This window comes from Dysgonomonas sp. 25 (genome assembly GCF_010501075.1).
In the GTDB taxonomy this organism is placed as follows: domain Bacteria; phylum Bacteroidota; class Bacteroidia; order Bacteroidales; family Dysgonomonadaceae; genus Dysgonomonas.
This window is the reverse complement of the sequence record NZ_QVMN01000015.1, coordinates 1-26,196: the sequence shown is the minus strand read 5'-3', so window position 1 is coordinate 26,196 and position 26,196 is coordinate 1. Positions and strand designations below refer to the sequence as shown.

Below are 26,196 nucleotides of genomic sequence, written 5' to 3'. Positions count from 1 at the left end.
AAAAGGAGGCTGAAGTTAATCTACGTACATCGAATCGATTAAGTCTTTGTACTTTTCGTTGATAAACTTCCGTTTGACCTTGAGTGTATTAGTCAACTCCCCGCCATCCATCGTGAATGGTTCGGAGAGTAGTTTGTAGCGCTTAATCTTTTCGAATGGGGCAAACTTGACCTGCCTCATCTCTATCCGTCCGTCCATCATACGCAATATCTCGATGTTGTTCACAAGCTCTTCGATGTTGCCGTATGCTATTCCATGTTCTTTGGCATAGGTTTCCAAAGCGGGATAGTCGGGAACAATGAGCGCACTGACAAACTTCCGCTGGTCGGCTATGACAACAACCGTATCGATAAATTTATCTTCTCCCACAACCATTTCGATGGCCTGAGGAGCGATATATTTCCCGTTTGCGGTTTTAAACAGGTCTTTGATACGCTCGGTGAGCGATAGGGTAGAGCCTTCGAGCTTTCCGGCGTCGCCTGTACGGAAGAAGCCGTCTTCGGTGAAAACTTTGGCTGTTTCTTCCGGCTTATTGTAATATTCGCGCATAACGGTTTCCCCTTTCACTAATATTTCGTTGTTAGCCGGATCTATTCTCACCTCGAGGTCGGGCATAATAGTTCCTACCGAATTGATAGTGAAATGTTTCGGTGGGTAGAAGCTGACCGTTGCATTTGTTTCCGTCAGCCCGTAACCGATAACGATAGGGATATTCAGCGATTGCAGGAACTCGTTGATATTGTCCGAAAGCGGAGCACCCGCACAAGGAAACATGTTTCCCTTCTGTATGCCGATAACCGTCTTAACGGCGCGGAATATGGTATTGTTATATAGTATATATTTTAGCTTTGTGCCGAAAGGAGCCATCTTCCCTTCGTTGTAATATTCGAGCCTGTATTTGCGGCCGACTTTTATCGCATCGGTGTACAGCCACCGCATGAAGCCTTTCGATTCTTCTATCTTTTCCTGCACTCCGGCATACACTTTCTCCCAGAAACGGGGTACGCTACACATGATAGTCGGTTTCACCTGTTTGATGGATTTCTGTATCTCTTTGGCATCTTTGTTTACGGCTATCGTCATCCCCACATGCAGGGCATAGTAAGACCAAGCCTTTTCGAAAACATGAGCAAGCGGCAGGAAATTCATCGACAGGTCTTTGTCCGATACCATCGTCAGGCGTATATCGTGTATTTCGAATACCTTTCTGTAGGAAGAGTGGGGGAGCACAACCCCTTTCGGTTCGCCCGTCGTACCCGATGTGTAGATGATGCAGGCAATATCCGACTCTTTGCGGTTTTTCATCCGTACCTTCACCAATACTTCGGCATGCGAATTTTCGCCCACGGCAATAAAATCCTGATAAAATATCGACGATTTATCCGTCGGATGTATGATGACATCGGGGTTGTATATAATCAGGTGTTTCAACACATCCGATTGCTGTTGCACCTTGAAGGCATTGTTATATTGAAACTGGTCGCCGACAAAAAGCACATGTATCTGCGCATCGTTGACGATGTATTCGACCTGTTCGGGAGAAGCTGTCGCATAGATGGAAACGGGAATGCAGCGGTTGGCAAAGGAGGCGAAATCGGTCATCAGGTATTCGGGCGTGTTTTGCGAATAAATACCTATGCGGTCGGTCTCCTGCACACCCAACTCAGCCATAGCCCAAGCCGTGCGCATGATGGTGTCGGAAAATTTTCTCCACGAGATGTTTTTCCATTTCTTGTCGGCTTCGTCCCTGTATTTGAGGGCTGTACGCTTGCCGTATCGTTGCGCTTGCCGGTGGGGTAGAATAGCTAAGTGGTAGTAACTCATAATATTGCTTTTGTTTTTTACCGATTTTTATTTTCCAGACTAACGGATATTCCAGTATGAGCATTAAATGTAAATTCGGGATATGCTGCAAAATCTACATCAGGCAAATACAGTTTATAATCCTTCTTGTCTATTATAAAGGCCTTTTCGAGCCCATAATATTTTACCTCTTTATCTAACGGACTGAGAAAATCATTGAGCTGCGAGGTCATGCTCGATTGTAATAGAAAATCGTTTAATTTTTCATAAGGTATGTTCTCTCGTTCAAATAGCTGCTTGTATTCGTCCGATAATCTTTTTGCCAAATCTAAATAGAAAATAGGCGCCCGGAAGTTGATGGATGTGATTTCTGACACATCAAAATCTTCTTGGAGCAGCGGAAGGCATTCTTCTGTCTTTTTCAGCGCGTCGGCAAAAGACATCGGCTTGTTATGAGAAATACTTATATACAAGCTGCCTTCTTTCAGTTGGCGGGCATTAAGCCTGAAATCCAATGTATCTTTTCCTGTAATCCAATAATAGGAATATGATTTGGTATAAGACGACGGTTCGGTCAGGATACTATTTTGTTTGGTTATGACCGTATCCTGAATTTCCATCGTACTATTTTCCACTTTTTCCTGCTCTCCTGCCGTTTGTTTGCAGCCGATTGCAATTAGTGCGAAAATACTTATAATGATTCCTATCTTTTTCATCGAAGAAAATACCTTGAATATTCGTAGAATTACTTCCGCTTGTCGACTCGTTTACTTGTTTACTCGTCAACTTTCTCAAATATAGGCATTTTAAGGGAATTTAGGAAACTTCTTGAAGTCCGGTTTTCTTTTTTCGAGAAAAGCATGCTTTCCTTCCTGTGCTTCATCGGTCAGGTAATACAACAAGGTGGCGTTTCCTGCCAGCTCTTGTATACCGGCCTGTCCGTCCAATTCGGCATTCAATCCCATCTTTATCATGCGCAAGGCCATCGGGCTAAGTTGCATCATCTCGTGTGCCCATTTAACGGTTTCGTCCTCTAACTGGTCGAACGGAACGACGGTATTCACCAGTCCCATATCCAACGCCTCTTGCGCCGAGTACTGGCGGCAAAGGAACCATATTTCACGGGCTTTTTTCTGTCCCACTACGCGGGCAAGGTATGACGAACCAAATCCGGCATCGAAGCTGCCTACGCGAGGGCCTGTTTGCCCGAAAATGGCATTGTCCGAGGCAATGGAGAGGTCGCAAACGACGTGCAATACGTGTCCGCCGCCGATAGCATAGCCGTTCACCATGGCGATAACAGGCTTAGGAAGCGAGCGTATTTGCTTTTGCACGTCCAGCACATTGAGGCGTGGCACACCATCCTCGCCGATATAACCGCCTTTTCCTTTTACATTCTGGTCGCCGCCCGAACAGAAGGCTTTGTCGCCTGCTCCGGTAAGGACTACCGCATAAATGTCATTGTTTTCGCGGCAGATAGTCAGCGCATTACTTATCTCCATCGTTGTCTTGGGACGGAAAGCGTTGCGCACCTGTGGGCGATTGATTGTTATACGTGCGATTCCTTCGAAATAGTCGAAAAGGATATCTTCATATTCTTTGATGGTTTGCCATTCTCTTTTTGTAGCCATGATATTATAATTGTTTATAGTTTATATTCGTTGATAATGGATTGATTGACTGCTATATCGGTCGATACCTCCAGTACGATGGATGCTTGCGTTGTTTCATCCATAAAGGAGGAGAGGTGTTTATCCAGTTCCTCTTTGTTGGAAGCATGCAGATAGTTGAATCTCGCAGCTTCCACCCATTTCCGGGCAGTCGTATCGTGTGCGGCAGCCACGTAATTGGGTAGCGATGCCGACTTATTCAGTCCCGAAATGCCATGAAAAATATTGCCCCCCTGATTATTCAACAGGAGTATCCGCAGGTTTTTGATGTGGGTGATATTCCAAAGGGCATTGACCGCACAAAAGAAACTTAAATCACCCGTGATATAGTAGACCGTCTGCTTGCAAACGGATGCAAATCCGATAGCTGTCGGCAGCGAACCTTCTATACCGTTTGTCCCGCGGTTGCAATAAATCTCAACCGAAGGGTCGAGGTCGAAATATTGTATATTTCTCAACGGCGAACTGTTTGCCAATAGCAATTTAACCCCGTTCGGAAGTTGGTTTATCAGCTTCCCGCAAGCATATATGTCCGAGAAAGGAATGTCGCTAAAATCCGCACGCATACTTTGCGAAAGAGTATTCCAGTGTTCTTTATATGTGTTATTCGCTCCGCTCTTTCCGATAGGAAGTTCCGACAGAAAAGCTTTGGCGTCTGTCTCTATCAAGTCGGTCAGGGATTGATATAAATCCATCACCTTTTCGCCCTTTGCGAGGTGCCAGTGATGTGCCGGTTTATGTTCGCGGATGAATTTTTTGAGCCTTTTGGATACCATATGCCCGCTGAAAGTTATCAGCAATTCGGGTGCCAATTCGGCATCGGGTTCTCGCAAAATGGTATCGAAGTTATGTATAAATTCCGCCTCGTTGCAATTCGCTAAATGCTCCGATAGGATAACACAGCCACATTTTTCGGCTAAGACTTTTAATATTTCTCGTATTTCAGCGTCGGGCAATAATTGTCCTATCACAATCATCTTTTTCGTGGCAGTATTCCATATATCAGCGAAAGGCTGAATATCAACCTCTTTCGTCGGCTTGCTATAATTGATTTTCCTTACTTCGGGCAATTTCCCTACCGAATAGTCGAACAATGGCTCGCTCAACGGAATATTGATATGCACCGGCGCACTGTGGGCTATGCAGGCAATCAGGGCTTCGTTGACCAATCGGTTGCAATGCCATTCTTCGCTGCTGTCTTTCCCTTCGGGCAGGTTGACGGATTGCTGTATATAGTTCCGGTAAACGTCTGCTTGACGGATGGTTTGCCCGTCCATCTGGTCTATCCATTCCGCTGCTCTGTCCGCCGATAATACGATAAGCGGCAATTGCTGATAATAGGCTTCTGCTACGGCAGGAGCGTAGTCCAACGCAGCCGTTCCCGAGGTGCAGCAGATAACGACGGGCTCTTGCTTGCACTGGATAATGCCTAAGGCATAAAAAGCCGCATTCCGTTCGTCGACTATCAAATGGCAATCGAAAAAAGGCTCTTGCGTAAACGCCTGTATCAACGGGGCATTGCGCGAGCCGGGAGATAAAACAACCTGCTTTATCCCGTATGCTTTCAGCAAAGCCACTGTTTGTAATATATTTTTCTTTGCAGGGAACATTAATCGTTTATTAATGAAAGGATTGTTTGCAATTTACTTTCCGTTTCGAGCCATTCGGTTACCCTATCCGACGATTCGATGATACCGCCTCCGGCATAGAGTGCCAGGTAGCGGGGAGATATTTTCGCACAGCGCAGATTGACGTATATATTGCTTTGCCCTTCTATATTCAAAGGGCCGATAAAGCCGGAATAATACTCGCGTTTATAGGATTCGTTATGCTCGATGAAGTCCATCGCTTCGGCTTTCGGAAACCCGCATACCGCAGGGGTGGGGTGCAAAGCTGCCAGTATGTCGCCTATATAGTTTCCATTGTTCTTGAAAGTGAAATCTGTTTTCAGGTGGACTACATTACCGGCATTTATCGTGTCGGTGCTGCTATTGACGAAATCAATCCCCAACGATTGAAGCTGATGCTTCACATAGTTGACAACGACTTGCTGTTCGTCGTGATTTTTCGTGTCCCATTCTATTTCACCTTCTACAAAAGGCATTGTGCCTGCCAGAGCGACCGTGTGCCCTTCGTCTCCATGTTCCGATAGCAGGAGTTCGGGTGTGCATCCGAACCATGTGCCTGTTGCCGGAGTATATGCTAAATAAACGAAGGCATTGGGGTATTTGGCAAGGGCTTTACGGAAGGTAACTCCGATAGAAAAGTTTTCGTTCCTATTGTAATTGACCGAACGGGAAAGGACTAATTTCTGAAATTCGCCTTTACAAATCGAGTCGTGAAATTTCAGGTAGTTTTCTGTATATATTTCAAATGTATTATTGTCCGACGGTATTTCGTCTCCCGAAAGGTTATTGCCCGATACTTCCAGGTTTTTGATAGAATTATCGAGGAAGCTAAAGATATCCGTCTCACCTGCCAATTTTATATCGGGGCGAATGACCGCCAACGGGGTGGATGCCGTAATATTGAAAGGCATCAGCACAAAGCCGGTAGCTTCGGTCAGTTCACCCATATTATCCAGCAGGCTGCAATCCCCGGATTGTTGCAAAATCAAATTGAGGACATCGCTCCCCGGCAGCCGGTAAACGGCAAAATTCGTTTGGGCAGCAATTAGCCGGTCTAATATATGATAATCAAAAGGTTGATTATTTTCCATTCCTACGGTTTTTAAGTTAAGCAAAATTAGTCAAAATAAAGAGAAGTGCATAATCTAAGGTTACTAATTGTCACCTCTATCGTTCAACTTTTATCGATACCGGAATTTATTGAATATACCTCATAATATTACTATGTCCACCAAAACAACCTGTTTGGTCTACGGAATAGCGCGTTTGGTCTCTTATTTGAATATCGGCTTTTTATTAATATTACTTTTGGACTCAGGTACGGTTTTAGAATTCTGTACGGATGATTAAATGAGGAAGGTAATTTTGTTTTCGTTTTTAGTGCTTTTTCTGGGCGGTTGTGATATTGTGGAAAACCTTGACATAACCGATGAAGAAGGAATCGAAAATATTCGGGGGTATATTGCTGATGTTGCCGATGGCAAATTGCTTCACTCGGTTGCTTTATCAGCAAACTATCTGTCTGTGCCTAACCGGGTATCTCACCTTGCTGTCGAACTTTTGGATACTGTGGAAAGAAAGAAGATAGTTGTAAAATACGAATTTTCATTATTTACAGATCCTTCTGTGACGCGAGATACAACAAAGCATTATTATAAAGGCTATCAATGCAAATACGAAAGCCTGTCTGATAAGATAGATTACCTTACTCAACTTGAGAAATGTAAAGCCATGATTCCCGAAAATTATACCTATAAGCAGGTGAAAAGAGTCCAGCTCTTTAATGATGAGTGTGATAGCAAGATTGTTTTTACACTCGGCCTCGAGCCTGTAATATCGAATGATATTATTAAGTCAAACAAATTCGTTACAGCTAAGACGAAAACCGTAACAACCGGCTCGGGCAAAAGGATGAGGAGGAAAAAAGTAACCGAATACACCATCGAATTTGCGATGATAATGCAAGAGCATGATAATGCTGATATTGTATTGGTCAGAAAGCCGGGTAACTATCGCTGGTCGGCCTTATCGGGGGGATAAAAACTGAAAATCGATTTTTGATAATAACAATTACTAAAAAAAATGAAACTATGAGCGAAAATGGTACAGAAGGAAAGGTGAATGAAGTCTCGGAGAAACTTACACCCAAAAATGTTAAGCCACAATCAAAGATGACAATGCTAATTATTGCTATTTTCTTGGGAGGGTTAGGTATCCACCGTTATATGATGGGATACTCCAACTGGTGGTTGATGCCGGTTACTTTAGGCGGTTGTGGTATCTGGAGTATCTTGGATATCATCAATATTGCAACTGACAAAATGACGATGGCAGATGGAACGCCTTTAAAAAAGGATTAATTATATCAAATTTTAGATTAGAAACAAAAAGGGTTATCCTATGCAGGATAACCCTTTTTGTATGTATTCTTATCTCCGATTATTTGAAATCAGCGTCGCTTACATCTTCGTTTACTTTCAGATAGTCGGTTGTCATTTCCACATCCATGCCCATCATGTTAGTTGTGTGCTTGAATGGGAATTTAACACCGTTCACTTCTTTGTAATCGTTGAGGTATGTGCGCGTAGTCATCTGTCGGCCATTCGCCTCTCTTGTTGTTTCTTCGGCTATTTTCAAACCGCTCTTCACATCGTAGAAAGAAGTAGAGTTGCCATCCATAACTTTGTAAGCATCTGCTCCGTTGATGTTTTCGATTCCTGCTAATTGCGCTTTATCAGAGTTGAGTTGAGAAAGCTCAGGGAAAATCGGTTTTTTCATGTTTTCGAGTTCATCGCCTGCCAATTCCTGTTTCTGGCCTTGTACGATGATATATCCAGTCTTGCCGTCGCAAACGCTTTTCATCATTGTCATACCCATTGCACTCATTTCTTGCAATGATTTTCCGTCGGCAGTTTGCTTTCCATTTATAGAGATGGTTTGCCCCTGTATAGTGGCTTTCATCGAAAGAGATACCGTTTTCACATTATTCATGGCAGCAGCCCCGCCCACAGCGTCGATATATTTTTGCAATACCGATTGGGCACTTACATCGCCCGATACGGTTTTTACCTCAGGCTTTGCAGCCGGATTACCGAATTTGTCGAAGTATTTGATTGGAATATTCAATCTTTCGAGTGCCGGGGTTATCTCTGTAGCTTTCCCTACGATAACGATACGTGTATTGTCGAACGACATATGCTTTTTAGCAGCAGCCTGTACTTCCTCAAGGGTAACAGCATTCACTTTCTTGATATAATCCTGATAGAAATTATCCGGTAATTTTTGCGTTTTGATTCTCAAAGCGAAGCTTGCGATTGTCTGAGGCTTCTCGGCATTCATAACAAAGCTGCCGATATATTTAGCCTTTGCAAGATCCAATTCTTGTTGAGTAGGCAATTCAGTACGGATTTTTTTCACTTCGTTCAGGATTTCTACCACAGCACTGTCGGTAACAGCATTGCGGACAGATGCCTGCGCCGTGAAATCGCTCATATATTTGTCTCCCTGTATGCCCGAGTACGAACCGTATGTCCATCCGTGCGCTTCGCGCAGATTGAGGAACAAACGGCCTTCGCCACCGCCACCGAGGATATGATTAGCCAATAGCGCAGCAAAATAATCGGGATCGGTCATTTTGAGCGATATAAGGTTGTTAACGGATATTTCGCTCTGTACGGCATTCGGTACGTCGACAATGTTGATTTCGCTTGCCTTCAGGTTTACAGGCTCGCTATAGCTGCTTTTAGGAGCAGGGGCTTTTTTCCACGAAGAGAAATTCGCTGTAACCAATTTTTTTACATCGGCAAACTTAACATCCCCAACGATTACTAAATAAGCATTTTCGGGAACGAAGTAGTCTTTGTAGCATTTTTTGACGTCGGCTAATGTAACTTTATTGATGCTTTCTTCCTTCAATGGCTCTCCTTTAGGGTGAGCTTGTCCATAGAGGAGTGTGCGGCGTACTTGGCGTGCGATAGCCTGAGCACTTTTCTCCTGAGTTTTCAGCCCATTGATCAATTTAGCCTTTTCGCTATCCAATTCATCCTGCGTAAATAACGGATCTAACGCTCCTTGCGCAGCCAGCGCCAATACATCAGGGAAATAACGGGAAAGCGTTGTAGCGCTGACGCCATATACATTGAAGCTGGCATAAGCACCGTAGAAATCAATTTTCTTGTTGAATTCGTCTTTGCTTATCTTGCTTGTACCATTTCCCATCATGCTGCTCGTCAGGTCGTCTACCCCTTTGATTTCGCCTTCTAATGAAGGTGGGTTGTCGAGTGTCAGCGTGAACGATACACGTGGCAATTTATGGTTCTCTACCACCAAAACGGTTAATCCGTTAGGGAGCGTAAATTGTTGAGGTTTGCCTAAGTTTATTTTAGGATCGGCTCCCGGCTTAGGTTGTACTGTTCTGTCCACCTGCGCCGAAGCAGCAATTGACAGAAACATGGCTATTACTATATATAATATTTTTTTCATATTCTTTCGTTAATTAGTCGTTTATGATATGCCAATTTATTTGCTTGCAGGGACATAGTCGATTATTACCTGCTGATTTTTGCCTAAATATTTTTTAGCGACATCACGTATTTCTTCTCGTGTAATAGAACGATAGATATCGATTTTTTTATTGATAAGGTTTACATCCTTGTAGAGTAGGCTATATGTAACTAAGTTGTGAGCAACCCCTTCGGTATTGGCATTCTCGTTCACAAATCTGTTTTCGAGCTTATTTTGAAGTTTGGTGTATTCTTCTTCCGAAATCAACTCTGTTTGCATGCGATTGATTTCATCATCTATGCTGACAAGCAAATCTTTTGTTGTTTTGCCCTGCATAGGGATAGCCAGAACGATGTACATACCATAATCTTCGAATGAAATAGGAATAGCCGCAACTTCCAAAGCTATTTTCTCTCTGTCTACCATGCGTTGGTACAAACGTGACGATTTACCGTTCGACAGGATTGTCGAAATCATATCCAATACATAGGCATCGCGCTCCTTCATCGATGGCGTGCGGTATGATGCGAGTAGCGCAGGAAGCTGTATGTTAGCATCTTCGAACGTAACTTCTTTAGTCTTGGTTATAGGAGTTTCGGTATATTTCGATTTTACAACAGGCGCCCCTTTAGGGATAGACGCGAAATAATCGTTAATCCATTTTTTAGCTTGTGCCTTGTCGAAGTCTCCGGCCACAACCAATACGGCATTGTTAGGAACATAATATTTCTTAAAGAATTGTTGGAACTCTTCGAGCGTTGCAGCATCCAGATGTTCCATCGAACCGATAGTCGTCCAGCGGTAAGGATGTTTCTCGAACAGGTTTTCAGAAACCACTTTCAGCAATTGTCCGTATGGGCGGTTGTCGTAGCTGAGGCGTTTCTCTTCCTTCACCACTTCGTTTTGAGTGTCTACACCTATCTGGTTGATAACCGGGTGAAGCATACGCTCCGATTCCATCCACAACGCTAATTGCAGGTTGTTGGAAGGGAATGTTTCGTAATAATAGGTACGGTCGGCCGAAGTGTTGGCATTGTTTTGCCCTCCGTTGGCCGATACCATTTTGAACCACTCGCCGCGTCCGATATTTTCAGTCCCTTCGAACAGCAAATGCTCGAAGAAGTGAGCGAACCCTGTTCTGTCGGGATTTTCGTCTTTCGACCCTACATGATACATCACTCCGGTAGTCACCACCGGTGCCGAATTGTCTTGCTGCAATATTACATGCAAACCGTTGTCCAAGTCGTATTCTTCGAATTCGATATGCTGAGCAGATACTGTTGCAGCAGTTGCGAAAAACAGACTTAGTGCAATAATTGTTTTCTTCATACTTGTAATTAGTTATTAATTGATTTGTGAGTTTATATTTACTATATGAGTCGTCAAAAAATAGAAAACATCACACAAAAGTAAAAATATTTACAGAAGATATAGCATTTTTTACAATTTCGTTTCGGCTATACATCCAAAATAATCATCCCAAAGATACAAATATGTCTATGTATTTAGACGTAAAAATGTAAAAAAAACTCTATTAAGATGATTTTTTGAGAAAATTTTGTATATTTGCAGTCCGTAAATATAAACACATTGGTTAACTGACCTAATATGTTTTCTTTCCTTTATTTCATTTTACATAAAAAGTGTGCTTGAATATTTAATATATTCTGTATTCGGGGTGAAAGTAATAATTTCATCTAAAGTTAGTTTTAAAGAAAGAACCTTATTGAGCGTTTGACCATAATAATGTATTCATTCCAACAATTATTATTATAAACATATTATTTATACAATGCGTATATACAACATTTTGGAGCTTAATGAAAAGCTGACACTCGAATTGCGTACTATTGCAAAGGAATTGGGAATAAGACGTCCCGATGCTTATAAGAAAGAAGAATTGATATATAAGATTCTTGACGAGCAAGCAGTCATTGAGGCACGTAACAAAAACCAGCAAGACACAAAAAAAGAAGAGATGAAAGAGAAAAACGCCGCTTCGAAAAAAGCACCGGCTTCTCCTAAACCTTCTGCTGGCAAGAACAAGCAAGCAGCCCCACTCAAAGAAGAGAAAAAAGCTGAAAAAACAGAAAAGGCTGAAAAACCGGCTGCACCTGAAAAAACAGAAAAAAAGGAAGCTAAACCTGCTGCCGAAAAAGCGCCGGTTGCTGCTCCGGAAGAAAAAGTGGCGGCGACACTACCTCCCGTAACAAAGGAAGCTGTTAGAACGAATAACAATGCTAACAGCAACCAGAATAATAAACAAAATACCCAACAAGCTCAACCGCAACGACCATCTCAATTGGTTTTCCGTTCGAAGAAAACAAGAGAGGATTTGCCGGAAGAAGCAGCTACAGCTCCTGAGCCGTTGTTGCCTTTGCTTCAGGTCGATACAGATGTGACGCCTGTGGTGGAAGAGCCGGAACATGTGGAAATGGTTGCTGCTCCTGCCCCTAAGCAGAATAATCACGGGAACAATAACAAGCAAAATAATAACAATCAGAAGCAACAAGAGAAAGTTTTTGATTTTGAAGGAATACTGACTGCTTCGGGAGTACTCGAAATTATGCAGGAAGGATATGGATTCTTACGCTCATCCGATTATAACTATATGTCGTCGCCGGATGATGTATACATTTCGCAATCGCAAATCCGTCTTTTCGGACTTAAAACGGGTGATGTTGTAGAAGGACCTATCCGCCCGCCGAAAGAATCGGAAAAATTCTTTCCGCTGGTTAAAGTCGACAGGATTAATGGCCGTACGCCTGACGAAGTGCGCGACCGTGTGCCGTTCGACCACTTGAAACCGCTTTTCCCGAATGAAAAGTTCAGCTTAACAAAAGGCTACGGTGATAACCTTTCGTGCCGTGTGGTAGACTTGTTCTCGCCGATAGGTAAAGGACAGCGTGGACTGATTGTCGCTCAACCGAAAACGGGTAAGACAACTTTGCTGAAAGATGTAGCCAATGCCATAGCAAGCAATCATCCGGAAGTGTATATGATAGTGCTGCTCATAGACGAACGCCCGGAAGAGGTGACGGATATGGAGCGCAGTGTAAATGCGGAAGTTATTGCATCTACATTCGACGAACCGGCCGATCGCCACGTGAAGATAGCCGAAATCGTTTTGAACAAGGCGAAGCGAATGGTGGAATGTGGACACGATGTGGTTATTCTTCTCGACTCCATCACGCGTCTGGCACGTGCTTACAATACAGTACAACCTGCATCGGGTAAGGTGTTGACGGGAGGGGTGGATGCTAATGCATTGCACAAACCTAAACGCTTCTTCGGGGCGGCACGTAACATCGAAAACGGAGGTTCGTTGACGATTATCGCAACAGCATTGACCGAAACGGGTTCTAAGATGGATGACGTTATCTTCGAAGAATTTAAAGGTACAGGTAATATGGAGCTTCAGCTCGACCGCAAATTGTCGAACAAGCGTATTTTCCCTGCTGTGGATATTATTGCTTCGAGTACACGCCGCGACGATTTGTTGCTCGACCGCGATACGCTCAGCCGTATGTGGATTCTGCGCAACTTCCTGTCGGATATGAACTCGGTGGAGGCTATGCAATTCCTCGAAGACCGTTTGCGTAAGACGAAAAACAACGAAGAATTCCTTATCTCGATGAACGACAGGTAAGAATTTGTAAGATATTTTTGTAAAGAGGGAGAGTGATCTTCCTCTTTTTTTATCTGTAAAAATACTATCAATCCCCCTCAAGTATATTACTATTCCGTATTTAGTTGTATCTTTGTACTCCTTTTTAAATTAGGATTAATATACATTGTTAGAACCGAATAATAAAGAATGAATAAAATACGCAACTTTTGTATCATTGCACACATCGACCATGGTAAAAGTACCCTTGCCGACCGTTTACTGGAATATACCAAAACGGTGGAAGGGAAAGACTTGCAAGCGCAAGTGCTGGACGATATGGACTTGGAGCGCGAACGCGGTATTACCATCAAGAGCCATGCGATACAGATGGAATATACCCTCGACGGGGAAAAATACATCCTGAATCTGATTGATACACCGGGACACGTAGACTTTTCGTACGAAGTTTCCCGTTCCATTGCTGCCTGCGAAGGCGCCTTGTTGATCGTAGACGCAGCACAGGGAATACAGGCACAGACCATATCGAACCTCTATATGGCTATCGATAACGATTTGGAGATAATCCCTATCTTGAATAAGATAGATCTGCCAACAGCTATGCCCGACGAAGTGGAAGATCAGATTATCGAGCTGTTAGGGGTTAAACCGGAAGAGATTATCCGTGCCAGTGGCAAAACAGGGGAGGGTGTATATGATATCCTTAGGGCTATTATAGAACGTATTCCTGCCCCGAAAGGCGATCCCGAAGCTCCGTTGCAGGCCTTGATATTCGATTCGGTGTTCAACTCATTCCGTGGTATTATTGCCTATTTCAAAGTCGTGAACGGCTCCATCCGTAAAGGCGATTTAGTCAAATTCTTCAATACAGGAAAAGAATACGATGCCGATGAGGTAGGCGTACTGAAATTGGCTATGTCTCCGAAAAACGAGATTCAATGCGGCGATGTGGGATATATCATTTCGGGAATAAAAACATCGAAAGAAGTAAAAGTAGGGGATACGATCACGCATGTGAAACGTCCTTGCGAAAAGGCTATCGAAGGTTTCGAAGAAGTTAAGCCGATGGTCTTTGCCGGAGTATATCCGATCGAAAGCGAAGATTTCGAGGATTTGCGCGCTTCTTTGGAGAAATTGCAATTGAATGATGCTTCCCTGACCTTCCAGCCGGAATCGTCTGTGGCATTAGGCTTTGGTTTCCGATGCGGATTCTTGGGGCTGTTGCACATGGAGATTATTCAGGAACGTCTCGAAAGGGAATTCAATATGGATGTCATCACTACCGTTCCGAATGTGTCGTATTTGGTACATGATAAAAAAGGAACTATCAAAGAAGTACATAATCCATCGGGATTACCCGATCAGACGTTGATAGATTATATCGAAGAACCCTATATCCGCGCATCCGTTATCACGAATACGGCCTATATAGGTCCTATTATGACCCTTTGTCTGGGTAAGCGTGGTATATTGTTGAAGCAGGAATATATCTCGGGCGACCGTATCGAGATTACATACGATATGCCGTTGGCGGAGATTGTAATAGACTTCTATGACAAGCTGAAAAGTATCTCCAAAGGCTATGCTTCGTTCGATTACCACATGCACGACTATCGCGAATCGAAGTTGGTTAAGTTAGATATATTGCTGAATGGCGAATCGGTAGATGCCCTTTCCACGTTGACGCACGTAGACAATGCCGTGAATTTCGGCCGCCGTATGTGCGAGAAGTTGAAGGAATTAATCCCTCGCCAGCAATTCGATATAGCCATACAAGCGGCTATCGGTGCGAAGATTATTGCCCGCGAAACCATTAAAGCTGTTCGTAAAGACGTGACGGCTAAGTGTTATGGTGGTGATATCTCACGTAAACGTAAACTCCTCGAAAAACAAAAAGAGGGTAAGAAACGTATGAAACAGGTTGGTAATGTGGAAGTTCCGCAGAAAGCATTCTTGGCGGTCTTGAAATTAGATTAATCATAAAAAGCTTGAACTATGCAAAAGACATTCAACTACTATAAAGGAAAAGGACTATTCTTTATTCTTCTCATTCCTTTTATACTTTTTCTCCTCATATTTGCTGCTGTAGGTAATATATTGGGCTATGTGATGGTTGCTCTTATTTTTTTATTTATGCTTCTTCTTGTTCATCGTTTTTTTATTATCAGCATAACTTTTGATGAGAACAAGGTCGTATATAAGAGCCTTTTCAAAAAAATAGAATACGATTATGGGGATGTTAAAGATATTATTGTAGTTGAGAAAGAACGAAGAGCTGCTCCTGAATTTGAAACATACGAGAACAACTTCAGTCCATCGGGTGGTTTGGGTACATCTTATTTTATTTTAATAGGAGATATCAATTATTATCCATCCAACCCGTACTTTCTTTTAACCAAACCCGTCGATAAGGATTATATAACTTTGCAATACAGGGATAGTTTAAAGCCTTTTTTGGAGCTGCTACAAGTTATGAAGGATAAATAAAGCAATTTGGCAGAGATAAAAAATAAAAGAAATGACTCAATTTAAAGAAATAAATATAAAAGACTTCACACCCGATGCTTTCGGGTTGAAAAATAAGTGGATGCTGATTTCGGCACAGAAAGACGGCAAAGCCAACACCATGACTGCCAGTTGGGGCGGGTTCGGTGTGATGTGGAACAAAGAAGTGGTATTTGTGGTGATTCGTCCGCAACGCTATACGAAGGAATTTGTAGATAATACGGACTTCTTTTCGCTGACATTCTTCGATAAACAATATCTCAAAGATTTGGGTTATCTGGGAAAAGTATCGGGACGCGACGAAGATAAGATTGCGAGAGCCGGTTTCCATACCGTAATGGATAACAGTATACCTTATTTTGAAGAAGCCCATACAGCTATCTTTGCGAAGAAGCTTTTTGTACAACCCTTGTCCGAAGCATCCTTCCTCGATAAAGGTATCATCGACCAATGGTATCCCGAAAAGGATTTTCACTATCTTTATGTGGCGGAAGTCACTAAAATATTGCAAAAATGAAATACGAAAAAGTAGCATTAGATAGCTTTTCGGTAGTCGGTATTGCTGTAAGGACGACAAACAAAGACAACAAGGCCGAACAAGATATTGCCGGGCTATGGCAGGAGTTTTTGGAGAATAATATTGCCGATGCCATTCCTTTCAAGGTATCGGACGATGTTTATTGCATCTATACAGACTACGAGAGCGATTTCATGGGTGCCTATACCACTATCATCGGATGTATGGTTTCGAATACGAACGATACCAACGATGAGTTTGTTTATAAAGATATTGTCGGTGGTGAATATTACAAATTCGTGCCGGAAGAGGATGGAGCTGAGGCTGTCTTGCAGACGTGGATGCATATCTGGCAATCGGATTACGACAGAAAATATACAGCGGATTTCGATGTGTACCAAAGGGATGCAGACAATCCGCCAAATATAAAAGTTACAACATTTTTATCAGTTAAATAATTATATCAGACAAAAGAAATGAGAAAATGGCGTGTCGAAGATTCTATTGAACTCTATAACATATCAGGGTGGGGGATCAATTATTTTTCGGTTAACGAGAAAGGAAATGTAACAGTAACTCCTAAGAAAGAAGGAGCAAGTGTAGACTTGAAGGAACTGATAGACGAATTACAAATTCGGGATATCGATGCTCCTGTCTTGTTGCGTTTTCCGGATATATTGGATAACCGTATCGAAAAAATATCGACTTGCTTCAAAAAAGCAGCTAAAGAGTACGAATATAAAGGGCAGAACTATTTGATATACCCTATCAAGGTGAATCAGATGCGTCCTGTGGTCGAAGAACTTGTCAGTCACGGTAAGAAATTCAATATAGGCTTGGAGGCCGGTTCTAAGCCGGAGCTACATGCTATAATTGCTATTAATACCGATCCCGAATCGTTGATTATCTGCAACGGATACAAAGACGAAAGCTATATCGAATTGGCTTTGTTGGCCCAAAAGATGGGTAAACAGATATTTATCGTTGTAGAAAAGCTGAACGAACTGCCATTAATAACCAAAATTGCTAAACGGCTCAAAATAGTGCCGAATATCGGTATCCGTATTAAACTGGCGAGTTCGGGAAGCGGCAAATGGGAAGAATCGGGAGGCGATGGTAGTAAATTTGGTTTGAATTCCAGTGAGTTACTCGAAGCATTGGAGTATCTGGAAAAGAACAATATGAAAGAATCGCTTCGTTTGATTCACTTCCACATCGGTAGTCAGGTTACCAAAATACGCCGTATCAAGACAGCGTTGCGCGAAGCTGCACAGTTTTATGTGCAATTGCACTCGATGGGCTTTGCTGTCGAATTTGTCGATATTGGCGGAGGTCTCGGTGTCGATTATGATGGTACACGTTCGTCGTATAGCGAAAGCAGCGTCAACTATTCCATACAGGAGTATGTAAACGACTCCGTTGCGACGATGGTAGATGCAGCCGACAAAAACGAAATCCCGCATCCGAATATTATTACCGAATCGGGGCGTTCGCTTACGGCGCACCACTCTATTCTGGTATTCGAAGTGCTGGAAACAGCGACTTTGCCGGAGTGGAACGAAACGGAAGAAATCGGTGACGATGCCCACGAATTAGTAAAAGAGCTATACCAAATATGGGATGACCTCAACCAGTCGCGCATGTTGGAAGCGTGGCACGATGCGCAGCAAATCAGGGAAGAAGCATTAGACTTGTTCAGCTTGGGCTTGTTGGATTTGCTTACCAGAGCGCAGGTGGAGAGATTATACTTTTCCATTGCCCGCGAAATATATCAGATTGCAGGCAAAGCGAAACATGCTCCCGAAGAATTGAAGCAGCTATCGAAACTGTTGCCGGATAAATACTTCTGTAATTTCTCGCTATTCCAGTCTTTGCCCGATTCATGGGCTATCGATCAGGTATTCCCTATTATTCCGATTCACCGTTTAGATGAAAAGCCGGATAAATCGGCGACTTTACAGGATATTACCTGCGATTCGGACGGAAAAATAGATAATTTTATTTCCAATGGAAGCCAGTCTCCTTATCTGCCTGTGCATAACAAAAAGAAAAACGAACGCTATTTCTTAGGTGTTTTTCTTGTCGGTGCTTATCAGGAGATTCTGGGAGATTTGCATAACCTGTTTGGTGATACGAATGCCGTACATGTTTCGGTAGATGATAACGGTTACAAGATAGAGCAAATGATTGATGGCGAAACAGTTGCCGAAGTGCTCGATTATGCCCAATACAATGCCAAAAAACTGGTTCGCACAGTGGAAACATGGGTTACTACCAGTGTGAAACAGGGTACGATAACGGTAGAAGAAGGAAAAGAATTCCTGTCGAATTATCGTTCGGGGCTATATGGGTATACTTATTTGGAATAAAATTGTGTTAATATTTTAAAATGAAAAGCTATATTTGTATCCTATAAACATGCAAACAAGGTAATCGCTTATTGATATACGCTGAATGAGGGAAGCTGCATTTATAAAATCAAACCGGGAGAAATGGCAACGTATCGAAGCCGAGTCTAATAAAACGGAGATTCCGGCGGAGACTATTGCTGACAACTTTGTGGAGTTGACAGACGATTTGTCGTATGCGCGCACCTTCTACCCCCGTTCGCAGACCGTGAGGTATTTGAATAAGCTTGCCGGATATTATTTTATAGGTTTATATCGCTATCGCCAGCGTGCCAAAGGACGTTTTGTCCGTTTCTGGAAAGAAGAACTCCCGATGATTATGTATAAAAGCCGCAAGTATATGCTATACTCGTTTATCGCATTGATTGCCGGTGTGCTGCTCGGGGCTTTCTCCCAATCGCAGGATTCGACTTTCGCCAATCTTATACTTGGCTCCGAATATGTCAATATGACCGAAGATAACATCAATAAAGGAGACCCGATGGGTGTCTATAAGAAGATGGATCAGGAGGTTATGTACTATGTTATATCTACCAATAATATAAAAGTAGCCTTTATAGCCTTTATAATGGGGATACTCTTTTCCGTCGGCACGGTATATGTTATGTTTACCAATGGTGTCATGATAGGGGTGTTTCAGTATTTCTTTTTCAAGAAAGGGCTTCTATGGACCTCTGCCAGCGCCATATGGCTGCATGGTACGCTCGAGATATCGGCTATTGTGATAGCCGGAGGTGCGGGTATATTATTGGGAAACAGCATTATGTTCCCCGGTAGTTATAAACGGACGGTATCTGTCCAACGGGCTGTGAAAAATGCCTTGAAGATAGTGGTCGGGTTGGTTCCTGTGTTTGTGGTAGCTGCCTTTATCGAAAGCTATATTACGCGGATGACCGAAATGCCCGATGCGATTAAAATAGCAATAATAGCCGTCTCGGCATTCTTTATTATATGGTACTTCTTTTACTATCCTCACAAATTAAATAAAAAGATAAATGGAACATCAGGAGAAAATTAACCTTTACAGGGTTCGCGATTTCAGCGAGAATTTCAATGTCTTATTTGACTTCCTTAAACAAAACTTCGGGCCGATAATCAAAGGGATTATCTTTGCTTTTCCTGTGATGCTTGTTGTAACCTACCTTTTGATGGGGTTGAAGGGAGTCGAGAATGTCCGCGACTTTAACGACATGTTTTTGCTGTATGGTAGCGCAAAGGTTATATTAGGAAGCATTTTGAGTATGATAGTTAACCTGTGTGTAACTTATTATACCATTATTTATATGGTTAAATATACCGAAACCAAAGGAATAGTAGTCGACAACAAAGAAGTCTGGAAACGCATGAAAAGCGTTTTCCTTCCTTTGTTCGGGGCAAGTATTCTTTATGGCCTGGGTGTCGGAATCGGTTTTTTACTTTGTGTTATACCGGGGATTATAGTGCTTATTTATCTATTATTCTACCAATTTGTATATGTGGCGGAAGATTCTTCTATTATCGACTCTTTCTCTCGCAGCTGGGAATTGGTAAAAGATAACTGGTTCGTTACATTCGGGTTTATGCTGATAGTTGGAATCCTTATGTGGATACTCTCTTGGATATTTTCTCTTGGAACATTTCTTCCTGCTTTAGGGGTCGCCTTTGATATTCCAGCTCTTGGCAGCGATATTGTAATCTATATATCATCTTTCATTGCACAAGCCGGAAGCTTGTTGTTGATGCCAATAAGTGGTGTCGCTATAGGAGTATTATATTTCAGCCGTCGCAGCGATGTAGACCATATCGAGATAAACACAGATATCGACAGCTTAGGCGAAATAGAACAACCTCAGGGAAATAGCAATAACGACCAATATTACAACTGAAATATACCAATAGACAGGTGACTATCTGTAACACTCATACAACAACGCTCATGAGGGGTATTCTGACGATACTCCTTATCTGCTTGGCTATGAATGTTGCAGCACAGAATACCACTGCTGGTAAAACGGAAAATATTGAAGTTACAGAAACCTCATCCAATGGCGACGTTGCGGCTGATGGTTTCATTCCTGCATTGACCGAGTTTCAAGCGCCCGAATATCGCCTTCCCCCCGAAGAAAAGATAGAGGAATTTCGCGAAGATAACCGCTTCCGTTACGACATAGAACTTTATAAAGCATCCTGGTGGGAGCGTTTCAAAAGTTGGCTTGCAGATATGCTTGGCTCTGTCCTGACTTCAGGCACTACTTGGGGCATTATGGGATATGTCTTCATATTTGTCCTGATATTGGTTATTGTACTGATTATATTGAAGCTGGCAGGAGTAAATGTGGGGACTATGATAGGACGGAAAAAGCTCGATGCACCGTCTATCGATATTTATTCGGAGAATGTGCACGAAATGGATTTCGATACATTGATAAGCAATGCCCTGAAAAACAAGGATTACAGGCTTGTTGTCCGTTTCATGTACCTCAAAAACCTGAAAGCGTTGGCAGATAAAGAATTTATCAAATGGAACGAAACTAAAACCAATAGCAGCTATCAGTACGAAATACAAGACAATGCTTTACGCGATAGATTCCTCGATACCACCTTTATTTTCGACTATGTGTGGTATGGTGAATTCCCGATAGATGAGAATGGCTTTTCGAAGGCATACAGTGAGTTAGACGAATTTAATAAACTGGTAAGCCGATGAAAGATAAAAAAGTCCTGATAGTTGTCATCGTTTCGGTGCTCTTGCTTCTCGTTCTTTCGTGGGCGAAATCGAATGAGAAGAAGCCACCTTCGTGGGAGCCTACCTTATACAATTCCGATACGAATCCTTATGGTACGTATATTACATACGAATTGCTGAAAGATATCACCGACGATGCTGCCGTATATACCACGCGCCAGCCCGTTTATAATAATGTTCAGAAATACCTCGACGGATATATCTATTATTACGATAACGAGGAGGACGAATATAGTTACGATGATGATGGCGAAGAATATACCCCTCCCGTAATCGATATGTCGTTTTACAATACAGTAGACGACTTGATTGATACGACGACGTATATGTTCGTCAACCTCGAATTTGATTTGGAGGATGCGGATACACCGTATTTTCTGGATTTTGTGGGCATAGGAAACAATGCCTTTATTTCGGCAGAGAAAATATCCCATACCTTACTCGATACACTGGGGGTAAACGATCGCCGGAAGTTTTTTACGATGGATTCTACCTATTTATTAGCCGATTACAAGAATAAATCTTTCAGGCTGAGAAACTACGAAGCAAATACCAAATTACAGATGAAAGATTGTCCGCATCCGTACAAGGTGCTGGCAACCAATAATCAGAACGATACGGTCTTTGTACAGATAAAATACGGAAAAGGGAATATCTACCTGCATACCATGCCTATTATGTTCTCGAACATACACATGCTGAAAAAGGATAAATATGACTTTGCTTTCCATTGTTTATCTTATATTCCCCGGAGTAACAACATATTGTGGGACGAATACCAAAAACAAGGTCTTATAGGTGAGCAGAGTATTTTCCGCGTTATGCTCAACAGTGTTTCGCTCCGCATCGCTCTATACCTCATTGTGATAGGATTGCTGTTGTATATGATTTTCGAATCGAAACGCATCCAGCGGGCTATACCTGTTATGAAGCCGCCGGTGAATTCATCGGTCGAATTTGCAGGAACGCTGAGCAACCTTTTCTACCGGAAACAGGACTACGCTTCCATAGCCAGATACAGGATGACCTATTTGCTGGATTTTATACGAAAGAACTATTACCTGTCCGCCTCATCCGAATTTGCTCTGGATGACGAGTTTATCGAAATCCTGTATATGAAGTCGGGGATGAGTAAGGAAAAACTAAGCCAGATGTTCTTTGCATATAAGAATGTAATGCGCTATCCGGCTACGGCTAAGAATTATTATTGGGAATTCACCGATTTGCTGGAAGAATTCTATCGTCATGTAAAAAATTAATAAAACAAAGATACTATGTCAGATTTAGAGTTTCAATCGAGAATCGATTTTACCGAGCTGAACCAGAGTGTGCAGCAGATAAAAGAAGAGATAGGACGGGTGATTGTCGGACAGCATCAGCTTATCGAGCAAATGATAGTTGCCATCCTTGCCAATGGACATATCCTTGTGGAAGGTGTACCGGGAGTAGCTAAGACATTATCGGCAAAACTACTGGCTAAGACCATCGATGCCGGATTCAGCCGTATACAGTTTACGCCCGACCTGATGCCTTCGGATGTATTGGGAACGAGTGTATTTATCCCGTCTGCCGGAAAATTCGAATTTAAGAAAGGGCCGATATTTTCCAATATCGTTCTGATTGACGAGATAAACCGTTCGCCGGCCAAGACACAGGCGGCCTTGTTCGAGGTGATGGAAGAGCGCCAGATAACAAATGACGGAACAACCTACAAACTGGATTATCCGTTTCTTGTGGTAGCTACACAAAACCCTGTGGAGCAAGAAGGTACATACCGCTTGCCCGAAGCGCAGCTCGACCGTTTCCTGTTTAAGATTCTGGTTGATTATCCGAATATTGTAGACGAAATAGCCATCCTCGAACGTCAGGATAAGGGCCTGTTATCGTCTGAAATAGGCATTAATCCAATCCTTTCGGCTGACCGCCTGCGCAATCTTCGCGAGGCAGTAAGCAAAGTATTGGTAGAGAGACATCTATACGAATATATCGCTCAGATAGTTGCCGCTACGCGCCAAAGCCCGTGGATTACGTTGGGCGCTTCGCCGCGTGCATCGTTGGCTATCTTCAACGCATCCAAAGCATTAGCTGCTGTCAGAGGGCGCGACTTCGTTATGCCGGAAGATATCAAAGAAATGGCCGTACCTGTACTGCGCCACAGAATATTACTTACCCCCGAAAAAGAAATGGACGGAACGTCTACCGATACGATTGTATGCCAGATAATAGACAAAACACAGGTGCCAAGATAAGTTTCTTTAAGAGCTTATACCTACAGCGGAGGTTCTTTATCGCACTCAGTATTTGTGTGATAGGGTTCTTTATGTGTTATACGCTCGACAATCTGTTTTTCTTTGTTTTGTTAGCCTTAGGGGCATTTGTTGTATTGGTTATTGCCGATTTGCTCTCGTTGTATGCCAATCGCCGTGGCTTCGAAGCTACACGCTATTGCCCCGATCGTTTGTCGAATGGCGACCAAAATCCGATTTCGATAAGCATTAAAAATTTATATTCTTTCACAGCATCCGTTATGCTGGTCGAGGAAGTCCCTTTCCAGTTTCAGAAAAGGGATCTGATTTTCCGTACCAAAATGGCTCCGGGCGAATCACAGAATCTATATTATGAACTGCGTCCAACCCAACGAGGAGTATATCATTTCGGGCATATCAATGTATTCGTCACAGGAGTATTAGGGCTTGTTTCGCGTCGCTATATTTGCGATGTAGAGAAAGAAGTAGCCGTATATCCTTCCTTCCTTGAGATGCGGAAATTTGAATTGTTGGCAGCATCGCACCGCTTAACCGATTATGGTATTAAGCGTATACGCCGTATAGGGCATGCTACCGAATTTGACCAGATAAAGCAATATGTTTTCGGTGACGATCCGCGTACAATCAATTATAAGGCGACGGCACGGGCTAACCAACTGATGGTGAATACTTATCAGGACGAGCGTTCGCAGCCCGTATATTGTATCATCGACAAAGGGCGCACGATGAAGATGCCTTTCAATGGCTTGACCTTGCTCGATTATGCGATTAACTCTACTCTGATGGTTGCCAGTACGGCTTTGAACAAAGATGATAAAGTAGGGCTTATAACGTTCTCCAATACGATAGACGAGATTGTGCCGGCCGATAAGCATCGCCGTCAGCGCAATGTTATTCTGGAAGCTTTGTATGCGCAGAAAACAGATTTTAAAGAATCGGATTACGAGCGTCTTTATGTGTCTGTACGGAGAAAAATTACGCAACGAAGCCTGATTATTCTGTATACGAATTTCGAAACGGTGAATGGTACGCGTCGTCAGTTGAAATACCTGAGCAGTCTGACGCGCGACCACTTGGTACTTGTGGCATTTTTTGAGAACTCGGAATTTACCGATATCCTCGATTCGCAGCCGGATGATGTCGAATCTTCTTTCCTGAAAGGGATGACCGAAAAGCTGGCTACCGACAAAGAGTTGATTGTGCGGGAACTGAATAGGAGAGGGATACACACCATCTTGTCCAAACCGGAACATCTGACAATCGATTCTATCAATAAATACCTCGAGTTTAAGGCAAGAGGGTTGATATAAAACAAAAGAAATAACTATATGAAAAGATAAAAGGGCAAACCGTCGAGTTTGCCCTTTGCTATTATTTCATATAAGGCTCGCCATTATTCCAGAGTACTTCTTTTTGAGAGATAAGCCATGTTCTTCCATAGTCATTGTTTCCCTGATAAAAGAGATAGGTGCGTCCCGTTTTGGCATCTTTGAAAATATGCGGATGCCCCGATTCGCAGTAGTTCCAGCTACCTTTATCGCCGTTTGCGAGGAAAGGCTTATTCGATAAACGTTCCCACACGATGCCGTCGCGACTTTTGGCTACGCCTACCTGTTGCGGATTATTGTTATAAGCTCCGGCATAAAACATCACAAGCTCGTCGCCGACTTGTACGACGGATGCTCCTTCGACACATTTTCCTTCCCAAGGATATTTGGGAGCAAGGATGGCTTCGTCGCAGGCTTGCGTCCAATCTTCTCTGTTAAACATCGTATTTGCAGGCGCTGTTGCTACTCCCTGTATCTGAATTTCATAATCCGGTGTACGGCTGGCAAAGTAGAGATAGTATTTATCTTTAAAGAGCACTACTTCGGCGTCTATGGCTCTCCCGCAATTCCAATCGCCTGTCGGTGAAAATATCGGATTGGTGGTATTCCGTTCGAAGTGGATACCGTCGGTCGAATAGGCGTGACAAATGGCATCTTTCGGACCATTTCCGTATGTCTGGTAAAAAAGGTGAACCGTGTCGTTCCTGACCAATGCCCCGGGAGCACACAATCCTTTCGCTTCGTAGGCTGCCTGTGGTTTTATGTCTCCGATGACTGTCCAGTTGATGAGATCTTTGCTTGTTGCAATTCCGATGTTCCAGCCGCTTTCGGGGTTTCCCTCTTGCGGAGGGATGGAATAATACATGTAGTATGCATCTCTGAAATTAACAACATGCGGATCTTTAGAGTAGGGGCGTCCTAAGCGCGTAGTATCACCGAACATCATTTGTTGTTGCGCCGATGCGTGTGCGCCCACAAGAAGAAAAAGAACAATGAGGCTTAATGTGTAATTGACTAGTCGCATAATTGAGATTTATAGGGTTATAGTTTGGAATCAAAGATATAAAATAATGGCCGGAAGTTTATCCTCTCCCGACCATTTTCTTATTTTATGGATATGTCTGGTCCTGAAATAGCGTTACAAAAAAAAGTAATGTTATGGAAGAAATTAAGAATGAGTACGTAAGGCGTACGCAAAGGGATTATAGTGTATC

General features: G+C 42.8%; 22 protein-coding genes. 14 read left to right on the top strand and 8 right to left on the bottom strand.

Annotated elements, in window-relative coordinates; translation table 11 throughout:
* Window positions 1-15 precede the first annotated feature (15 nt).
* The 5 genes from D0T66_RS15505 to D0T66_RS15485 form a co-directional block, all read right to left on the bottom strand.
* Entirely contained in the window at window positions 16-1,824 is a 1,809-nt protein-coding gene (locus D0T66_RS15505; RefSeq protein WP_163358213.1) for a long-chain fatty acid--CoA ligase, read from the bottom strand.
* Between the two features lie 17 nt (window positions 1,825-1,841).
* Complete coding sequence (locus D0T66_RS15500) at window positions 1,842-2,519, bottom strand: hypothetical protein (protein WP_163358212.1); 678 nt, start codon at window positions 2,517-2,519, stop codon at window positions 1,842-1,844.
* 90 nt (window positions 2,520-2,609) lie between these two features.
* Window positions 2,610-3,434, bottom strand: coding sequence for a 1,4-dihydroxy-2-naphthoyl-CoA synthase (gene menB / locus D0T66_RS15495; protein ID WP_163358211.1), 825 nt, complete (start codon window positions 3,432-3,434; stop codon window positions 2,610-2,612).
* 14 nt (window positions 3,435-3,448) lie between these two features.
* Entirely contained in the window at window positions 3,449-5,050 is a 1,602-nt protein-coding gene (gene menD / locus D0T66_RS15490) for a 2-succinyl-5-enolpyruvyl-6-hydroxy-3-cyclohexene-1-carboxylic-acid synthase (RefSeq protein WP_163358210.1), read from the bottom strand.
* 32 nt (window positions 5,051-5,082) lie between these two features.
* Window positions 5,083-6,192, bottom strand: a complete 1,110-nt coding sequence (locus tag D0T66_RS15485; RefSeq protein ID WP_163358209.1) for an isochorismate synthase — start codon at window positions 6,190-6,192, stop codon at window positions 5,083-5,085.
* Window positions 6,193-6,451: 259 nt separating this feature from the next.
* On the opposite strand from D0T66_RS15485, the gene D0T66_RS15480 reads away from it, so the two are divergent.
* Entirely contained in the window at window positions 6,452-7,141 is a 690-nt protein-coding gene (locus D0T66_RS15480) for a hypothetical protein (RefSeq protein WP_163358208.1), read from the top strand.
* Window positions 7,142-7,272: 131 nt separating this feature from the next.
* Window positions 7,273-7,461: a TM2 domain-containing protein gene (locus D0T66_RS15475; protein WP_163358207.1), complete on the top strand. Its 189-nt coding sequence runs from the start codon at window positions 7,273-7,275 to the stop codon at window positions 7,459-7,461.
* A 79-nt stretch (window positions 7,462-7,540) separates the two neighbouring features.
* Here the strand turns inward: D0T66_RS15475 and D0T66_RS15470 are convergent, their stop codons facing one another.
* Window positions 7,541-9,583, bottom strand: coding sequence for a pitrilysin family protein (locus D0T66_RS15470; protein WP_163358206.1), 2,043 nt, complete (start codon window positions 9,581-9,583; stop codon window positions 7,541-7,543).
* 36 nt (window positions 9,584-9,619) lie between these two features.
* Window positions 9,620-10,933: a pitrilysin family protein gene (locus D0T66_RS15465; protein WP_163358205.1), complete on the bottom strand. Its 1,314-nt coding sequence runs from the start codon at window positions 10,931-10,933 to the stop codon at window positions 9,620-9,622.
* Window positions 10,934-11,396: 463 nt separating this feature from the next.
* On the opposite strand from D0T66_RS15465, the gene rho reads away from it, so the two are divergent.
* The 12 genes from rho to D0T66_RS15405 all read left to right on the top strand — a co-directional run bounded on the left by rho (window position 11,397) and on the right by D0T66_RS15405 (window position 24,964).
* Window positions 11,397-13,253 (top strand): transcription termination factor Rho, encoded by a 1,857-nt coding sequence (rho, locus tag D0T66_RS15460; RefSeq protein ID WP_163358204.1) that lies wholly within the window; start codon window positions 11,397-11,399, stop codon window positions 13,251-13,253.
* Between the two features lie 168 nt (window positions 13,254-13,421).
* A complete protein-coding gene (gene lepA, locus D0T66_RS15455) occupies window positions 13,422-15,209 on the top strand; it encodes a translation elongation factor 4 (protein WP_163358203.1) in 1,788 nt (595 codons plus the stop codon).
* 18 nt (window positions 15,210-15,227) lie between these two features.
* A complete protein-coding gene (locus D0T66_RS15450) occupies window positions 15,228-15,719 on the top strand; it encodes a hypothetical protein (protein ID WP_163358202.1) in 492 nt (163 codons plus the stop codon).
* Window positions 15,720-15,750: 31 nt separating this feature from the next.
* The gene (locus D0T66_RS15445; RefSeq protein ID WP_163358201.1) at window positions 15,751-16,254 is read left to right on the top strand and encodes a flavin reductase; all 504 of its coding nucleotides are present in this window, start codon (window positions 15,751-15,753) and stop codon (window positions 16,252-16,254) included.
* The gene (locus tag D0T66_RS15440; RefSeq protein WP_163358200.1) at window positions 16,251-16,712 is read left to right on the top strand and encodes a GyrI-like domain-containing protein; all 462 of its coding nucleotides are present in this window, start codon (window positions 16,251-16,253) and stop codon (window positions 16,710-16,712) included. Before D0T66_RS15445 ends, D0T66_RS15440 begins: the two co-directional genes overlap by 4 nt.
* An 18-nt stretch (window positions 16,713-16,730) precedes the next feature.
* Window positions 16,731-18,623: a biosynthetic arginine decarboxylase gene (gene speA / locus D0T66_RS15435; RefSeq protein WP_163358199.1), complete on the top strand. Its 1,893-nt coding sequence runs from the start codon at window positions 16,731-16,733 to the stop codon at window positions 18,621-18,623.
* An 85-nt stretch (window positions 18,624-18,708) separates the two neighbouring features.
* Window positions 18,709-19,680, top strand: coding sequence for a stage II sporulation protein M (locus D0T66_RS15430; protein WP_163358198.1), 972 nt, complete (start codon window positions 18,709-18,711; stop codon window positions 19,678-19,680).
* Window positions 19,658-20,527 (top strand): hypothetical protein, encoded by an 870-nt coding sequence (locus D0T66_RS15425; RefSeq protein ID WP_163358197.1) that lies wholly within the window; start codon window positions 19,658-19,660, stop codon window positions 20,525-20,527. The genes D0T66_RS15430 and D0T66_RS15425 overlap by 23 nt, the downstream gene beginning before the upstream one ends.
* 50 nt (window positions 20,528-20,577) lie before the next feature.
* Window positions 20,578-21,348 carry a hypothetical protein gene (locus D0T66_RS15420; protein ID WP_163358196.1) on the top strand — a complete coding sequence of 257 codons (771 nt, stop codon included), beginning with the start codon at window positions 20,578-20,580 and terminating at the stop codon, window positions 21,346-21,348.
* Window positions 21,345-22,646 (top strand): DUF4350 domain-containing protein, encoded by a 1,302-nt coding sequence (locus D0T66_RS15415; protein ID WP_163358195.1) that lies wholly within the window; start codon window positions 21,345-21,347, stop codon window positions 22,644-22,646. Before D0T66_RS15420 ends, D0T66_RS15415 begins: the two co-directional genes overlap by 4 nt.
* 15 nt (window positions 22,647-22,661) lie before the next feature.
* The gene (locus tag D0T66_RS15410) at window positions 22,662-23,636 is read left to right on the top strand and encodes a MoxR family ATPase (RefSeq protein ID WP_163358194.1); all 975 of its coding nucleotides are present in this window, start codon (window positions 22,662-22,664) and stop codon (window positions 23,634-23,636) included.
* Window positions 23,600-24,964: a DUF58 domain-containing protein gene (locus D0T66_RS15405; protein ID WP_163358193.1), complete on the top strand. Its 1,365-nt coding sequence runs from the start codon at window positions 23,600-23,602 to the stop codon at window positions 24,962-24,964. The genes D0T66_RS15410 and D0T66_RS15405 overlap by 37 nt, the downstream gene beginning before the upstream one ends.
* A gap of 61 nt (window positions 24,965-25,025) precedes the next feature.
* On the opposite strand, the gene D0T66_RS15400 is transcribed toward D0T66_RS15405, so the two are convergent.
* Window positions 25,026-26,006, bottom strand: coding sequence for a family 43 glycosylhydrolase (locus tag D0T66_RS15400; RefSeq protein WP_163358192.1), 981 nt, complete (start codon window positions 26,004-26,006; stop codon window positions 25,026-25,028).
* Window positions 26,007-26,196: the final 190 nt, after the last annotated feature.